Origin of the sequence: Flavobacterium sp. UBA4854 (assembly GCF_002399805.1) — a bacterium.
Classification (GTDB): domain Bacteria; phylum Bacteroidota; class Bacteroidia; order Flavobacteriales; family Flavobacteriaceae; genus Flavobacterium; species Flavobacterium ginsengisoli.
In genome coordinates this window covers 1-5,312 of the sequence record NZ_DHEI01000049.1, presented here as the reverse complement: position 1 = coordinate 5,312, position 5,312 = coordinate 1, and the positions used below count along the sequence as shown (strand labels likewise).

Here is a 5,312-nt window from a genome sequence, read left to right as displayed (position 1 = left end):
GTATTATGATTTGGCTCTGTTTTCGCTTTTTCCGGTTTGTATAGAATTGATGACAAGTCTAAACCATTTGCTTTATAATGTTTGATGGCTTTGTTCACATTTAATTTTTGTGACTGACCTACCATTTCTTTTAAAGTTCTGAAACCTAATTGAGCCATGATTTCTCTTAACTCTTCGGCAATAAAATACATGAAGTTGATTACGTGCTCTGGCGTTCCTTTGAAATTTTTTCTCAATTCAGGATCCTGAGTTGCAATACCAACTGGGCAAGTATTTAAGTGACAAGCTCTCATCATGATACATCCAGAAGCTACAAGCGGAGCCGTTGCAAATCCGAATTCCTCAGCTCCTAATAAAGCTGCAATAGCAACGTCACGTCCTGTTTTCAACTGTCCGTCACATTCTAAAACTACACGGCTTCTTAAATCGTTTAAGATCAAAGTTTGCTGTGCTTCAGCTAAACCAAGTTCCCACGGAATACCTGTGTGTTGTAAAGATGTTAAAGGTGCAGCTCCCGTTCCTCCGTCATAACCAGAAATCAAGATAACATCAGCTTTTGCTTTGGCAACACCGGCAGCGATGGTTCCAACTCCAACTTCAGAAACCAATTTCACGTTGATACGAGCTTCACGATTTGCATTTTTCAAATCGTAAATCAACTGAGATAAATCCTCAATTGAGTAAATATCGTGGTGAGGAGGAGGCGAAATCAAACCTACATAAGGAGTAGAGTTTCTGGTTTCAGCAATCCAAGGCACTACTTTTTCTCCAGGTAACTGACCACCTTCACCAGGTTTTGCTCCTTGAGCCATTTTAATCTGGATTTCTTTAGCGTTTGTCAAATAGTTGATCGAAACACCAAAACGTCCTGATGCAACTTGTTTGATTGCAGAGTTTCTAGAATCTCCGTTAATTTCTTTCTGGAAACGTTTTGGATCTTCTCCACCTTCTCCAGAGTTACTTTTTCCGCCAATTCTGTTCATGGCAATCGCTAAATTCTCGTGTGCTTCTCTAGAAATAGATCCGTAAGACATTGCACCCGTTTTGAATTTCTTTACAATTTCTGTCCAAGGTTCTACTTCATCAATAGAAATTGGATCTAAATTGTTGAATTCAAATAAACCTCTAATTGTCATTAAGTTTGAGCTTTGCTCGTTAACGGCATTTGAGTATTCTTTATAACTTTCAGGGCTGTTTAAACGAACCGCTTGTTGTAATTTAGAAATAGTGGTTGGGTTAAACATGTGTTTTTCACCACCACGTCTCCATCTGTAAATACCTCCAATTTCAAGAGAAAGCAAGTTTGCAATTTTTGAATTTGGGAAAGCTTTTTGGAAACGTTTTTTAACCTCTTTCTCCACTTCCATTAAACCAATTCCTTCAATTCTTGATGGAGTGTAAGGGAAGTATTTAGATGTAAATGTTTTGTTTAAACCTAAAATCTCGAAAATCTGAGCAGCTCTGTACGAATGTAAAGTAGAGATACCAATTTTGTTCATGATTTTCACGATTCCTTTTGCAATTGCTTTGTTGTAGTTTACAACTGCATAATCTGCTTTTACTTTTGTAATGAAACCTTTTTCAACTTGATCGTGAATGATTTCGTTTACCATGTAAGGATTGATTGCACTAGCACCGTATCCGAACAATAAAGCAAAATGATGAGGTTCTCTTGGTTCAGCAGATTCGATAATGATTCCGAATTTAGAACGAACCTGTAAAATGTTCAATGAGTGGTGAATGTAAGAGCAAGCCAATAACATTGGAATTGGAGCTAATTCTTCGCTTACACCTCTATCTGATAAAATGATAATATTGCATCCTTTATTAACTGCTTTAAAAGTAGCCTGAACACATTTTTCAAGAGCACGCTCTAAACCGTTAACTCCTTTTTCTATTTTATACAAAGTAGAAATAGTAGCCGATTTGAAATCTGCGTGATCGATATTTCTGATTTTATCCAAATCCTCATTAGAAATAACCGGATTTTGGATTTTTAATTTTTTACATTGTTTCGATTCAATTTCGAAAATATTGAAATCGCCACCAATTGCTAAACTGATGTCAGTAATAATTTCTTCACGAATACCATCCAACGGCGGGTTTGTAACCTGAGCAAACAATTGTTTGAAGTAATTGTACAACAACTGTGGCTGATCTGAAAGAACCGCCAAAGGTGTATCGTTACCCATAGAACTGATTGCTTCAGCTCCGTCGCTTCCCATTGGGTTGATGATTGTTTTTAAATCTTCAATTGTATAGCCAAACAAACGCTGTCTTGTTAAGAAATCTAATTTTTCAACAGGAGTTGGGTTGTTTGTGTAAGGAACACTAGCTAATGGCAATAAGTTTTCGTCAACCCATTGCTGGTAAGGACGTTTTGTAACTATCGCTTTTTTAACTTCTTCGTCTTCGATGATACGGCCTTCGTTCATATCAACCAAGAACATTTTTCCTGGCTCCAAACGACCATGCTGAATTACATCTTCCGGATCAATGTCTAATACACCAATTTCAGACGACATGATTACGAATCCGCTTTTCGTTAATGTATAACGAGAAGGACGCAATCCGTTTCTGTCTAGTAAAGCACCAATTACGTTACCATCTGTAAACGGAATAGAAGCAGGACCGTCCCAAGGCTCCATGATACAAGCGTTGTATTCATAGAAAGCTCTTTTCTCAGGAGACATTGTCTGGTGTTTTTCCCAAGCTTCAGGAACCACCATCATCATTGCCTCTGGAAGAGAACGTCCAGTCATTAATAGAAGTTCAATCACCATATCCATAGAAGCAGAATCTGATTTTCCTTCTAAGATAATTGGGAATAATTTTTTGATATCATCACCAAAAACTTTGCTCTGCATAAGCTCTTCACGAGCACGCATACGGCTTACGTTTCCACGAAGTGTATTGATCTCACCATTATGACACATATATCTAAATGGCTGCGCTAAGTCCCAAGATGGGAATGTATTTGTAGAGAAACGTTGGTGTACAAGCGCTAAACGCGTCACCAAGTCTGGATCTTTCAAATCTATATAATAACGGCTGATGTCTTCCGGCATCAATAGTCCTTTATATATTATAGTAGTTGTCGATAAACTAGTAAAATAAAACATGTGGCTTTCAGAAGTTTTAGATCCTCTTACGGCATGTTCAGCAATTTTTCTAGCTGCAAAAAGTTTTGCATTAAATTCATTTTCAGTTAAATCCTGTCCGTTTTTAGAAACGAAAACTTGTTTAACTGTTGGTTCTTTTTCTGCGGCGATTTCACCTAAATTCTCAACGTCAACTGGCACATCTCTCCAACCTAAAACTTTTAAGTTTTGGTCTTTAATAGTAGCCTCAAATGCATTAATACAGAAAGAAACTTGGTTTTTGCTTTTTGGTAAAAAAACCATTCCTACTGCATATTCACGTGCTTCAGGGATTTCAAAGTCACAAACTTTCTTAAAAAAATCATGAGGAATGTCGAATAAAATTCCGGCTCCGTCTCCAGTTCTTCCATCAGAACTAACGGCACCACGATGTTCTAATTTAATTAAGATGTCTAATGCTTTGTGAATAATATCATTTGACTTAATACCATTCAAATTACAAATAAATCCTGCACCACAATTGTCGTGTTCAAATTCAGGCAGATAAAGCCCTTGTTCTTTAACTCTCATTCTTGATATTTTTTTTACAAAAATAAAGATTTCGTTAAACATAATGTATTGAAATTATGAATTCGCTTTCATTTTTATAGGAATATTAGAAAAAGGGTTCTTAAATGATAAAATTATCAGATAAAGCATTGCGAATTATCAAAATCATAATTGCGATTAAAATATATTAAGAAAAATCGTCGCTTAGGTATTGATATCAGTGAAGTTTTTGTTAAATCTCAAACGTTTTAGCGATTTTGTGTTAACTTTTTAGATACAATTGTTTAATGATTTTTTTTCTTTCGATTTAAATAGCTGAAGAATCATTTAAGGAGCCGTTATTAATTTAAAAAAGATTTTACTTTTCAGTTGTATTTTGTTACTTTTGTCGCACTTTTATTCTGAAATAAATTCAGAACCAGACAAATTCTATATTATGAACATACACGAATATCAAGGAAAAGAAATTTTAGCGAGTTACGGAGTACGCGTACAACGCGGAATCGTGGCTAATAATGCAGTTGAAGCTGTGGCCGCTGCAAAACAATTAACTGCCGAAACTGGGACAGGATGGCATGTAATTAAAGCACAAATTCACGCAGGTGGTCGTGGAAAAGGTGGTGGAGTTAAGCTGGCAAAAAACTTACAACAAGTTGAAGAGTTAGCAGAACAAATCATCGGAATGCAGTTAATTACTCCTCAGACTCCGCCTGAAGGTAAAAAAGTTAACAAAGTATTAGTAGCTGAAGATGTGTACTATCCTGGAGAAAGCGAAACTTCTGAATTTTATGTTTCTGTTTTATTGAATAGAGGTACAGGACGCAACATGATTATGTATTCTACTGAAGGTGGAATGGATATTGAAGAAGTTGCTGAGCACACTCCACACTTAATCTTTACTGAAGAAATCGATCCATCTGTTGGTTTACAAGGTTTCCAAGCAAGAAGAATTGCTTTTAACTTAGGACTTTCTGGAAATGCTTTCAAAGAAATGGTTAAATTCATCGATGCACTTTACAATGCTTACATTGGTTCTGATGCTTCTATGTTTGAAATCAACCCAGTTTTAAAAACTTCTGATAACAAAATCTTAGCTGTTGATGCTAAAGTTAACATTGACGATAACGCTTTATACAGACAACCTAAATATGCTGAAATGAGAGATATCCGTGAGGAGAATCCAATCGAAGTTGAAGCTAAAGAAGTTGGTTTGAACTATGTTGACCTTGACGGTACTGTAGGATGTATGGTAAACGGAGCTGGTCTTGCAATGGCAACTATGGATTTAATTAAATACGCTGGTTTTGAGCCTGCTAACTTCCTTGACGTTGGTGGAACTGCTGATGCTAAACGTGTTGAAACTGCTTTCAGAATTATCTTGAAAGATCCAAACGTAAAAGCGATCTTAATTAACATCTTCGGAGGTATCGTTCGTTGTGACCGTGTTGCTCAAGGTGTTGTTGACGCTTACAAAAACATGGGAGATGCTATCAATGTGCCAATTATCGTTCGTTTGCAAGGAACAAATGCTGAAATTGCAAAAGAATTAATTGACAACTCTGGTATGCCAATCTTATCTGCAGTTCAATTCCAAGAAGCTGCTGACCAAGTTAAAGCTGCTCTTTCTTAATTAAATAAGAAATCAATTTATATAGAAAATCC

Annotated in this window: 2 protein-coding genes; one reads left to right on the top strand and one right to left on the bottom strand. The window is 36.3% G+C overall.

Going from position 1 to position 5,312, the window contains the following annotated elements:
* The coding region (gene gltB, locus B3J44_RS06655; protein WP_286967148.1) for a glutamate synthase large subunit at positions 1–3,671 on the bottom strand (3,671 nt) is incomplete at its 3' end.
* A 415-nt stretch (positions 3,672–4,086) separates the two neighbouring features.
* Here gltB and sucC point away from each other — a divergent pair.
* The gene (gene sucC / locus B3J44_RS06650; protein ID WP_091131042.1) at positions 4,087–5,280 is read left to right on the top strand and encodes an ADP-forming succinate--CoA ligase subunit beta; all 1,194 of its coding nucleotides are present in this window, start codon (positions 4,087–4,089) and stop codon (positions 5,278–5,280) included.
* The last annotated feature ends 32 nt before the right edge of the window (positions 5,281–5,312 follow it).

Coding starts and splice junctions, on each gene's coding strand:
- sucC (WP_091131042.1), top strand. CDS start 4,087: ATGAACATACACGAATATCAAGGAAAAGAAATTTTAGCGAGTTACGGA.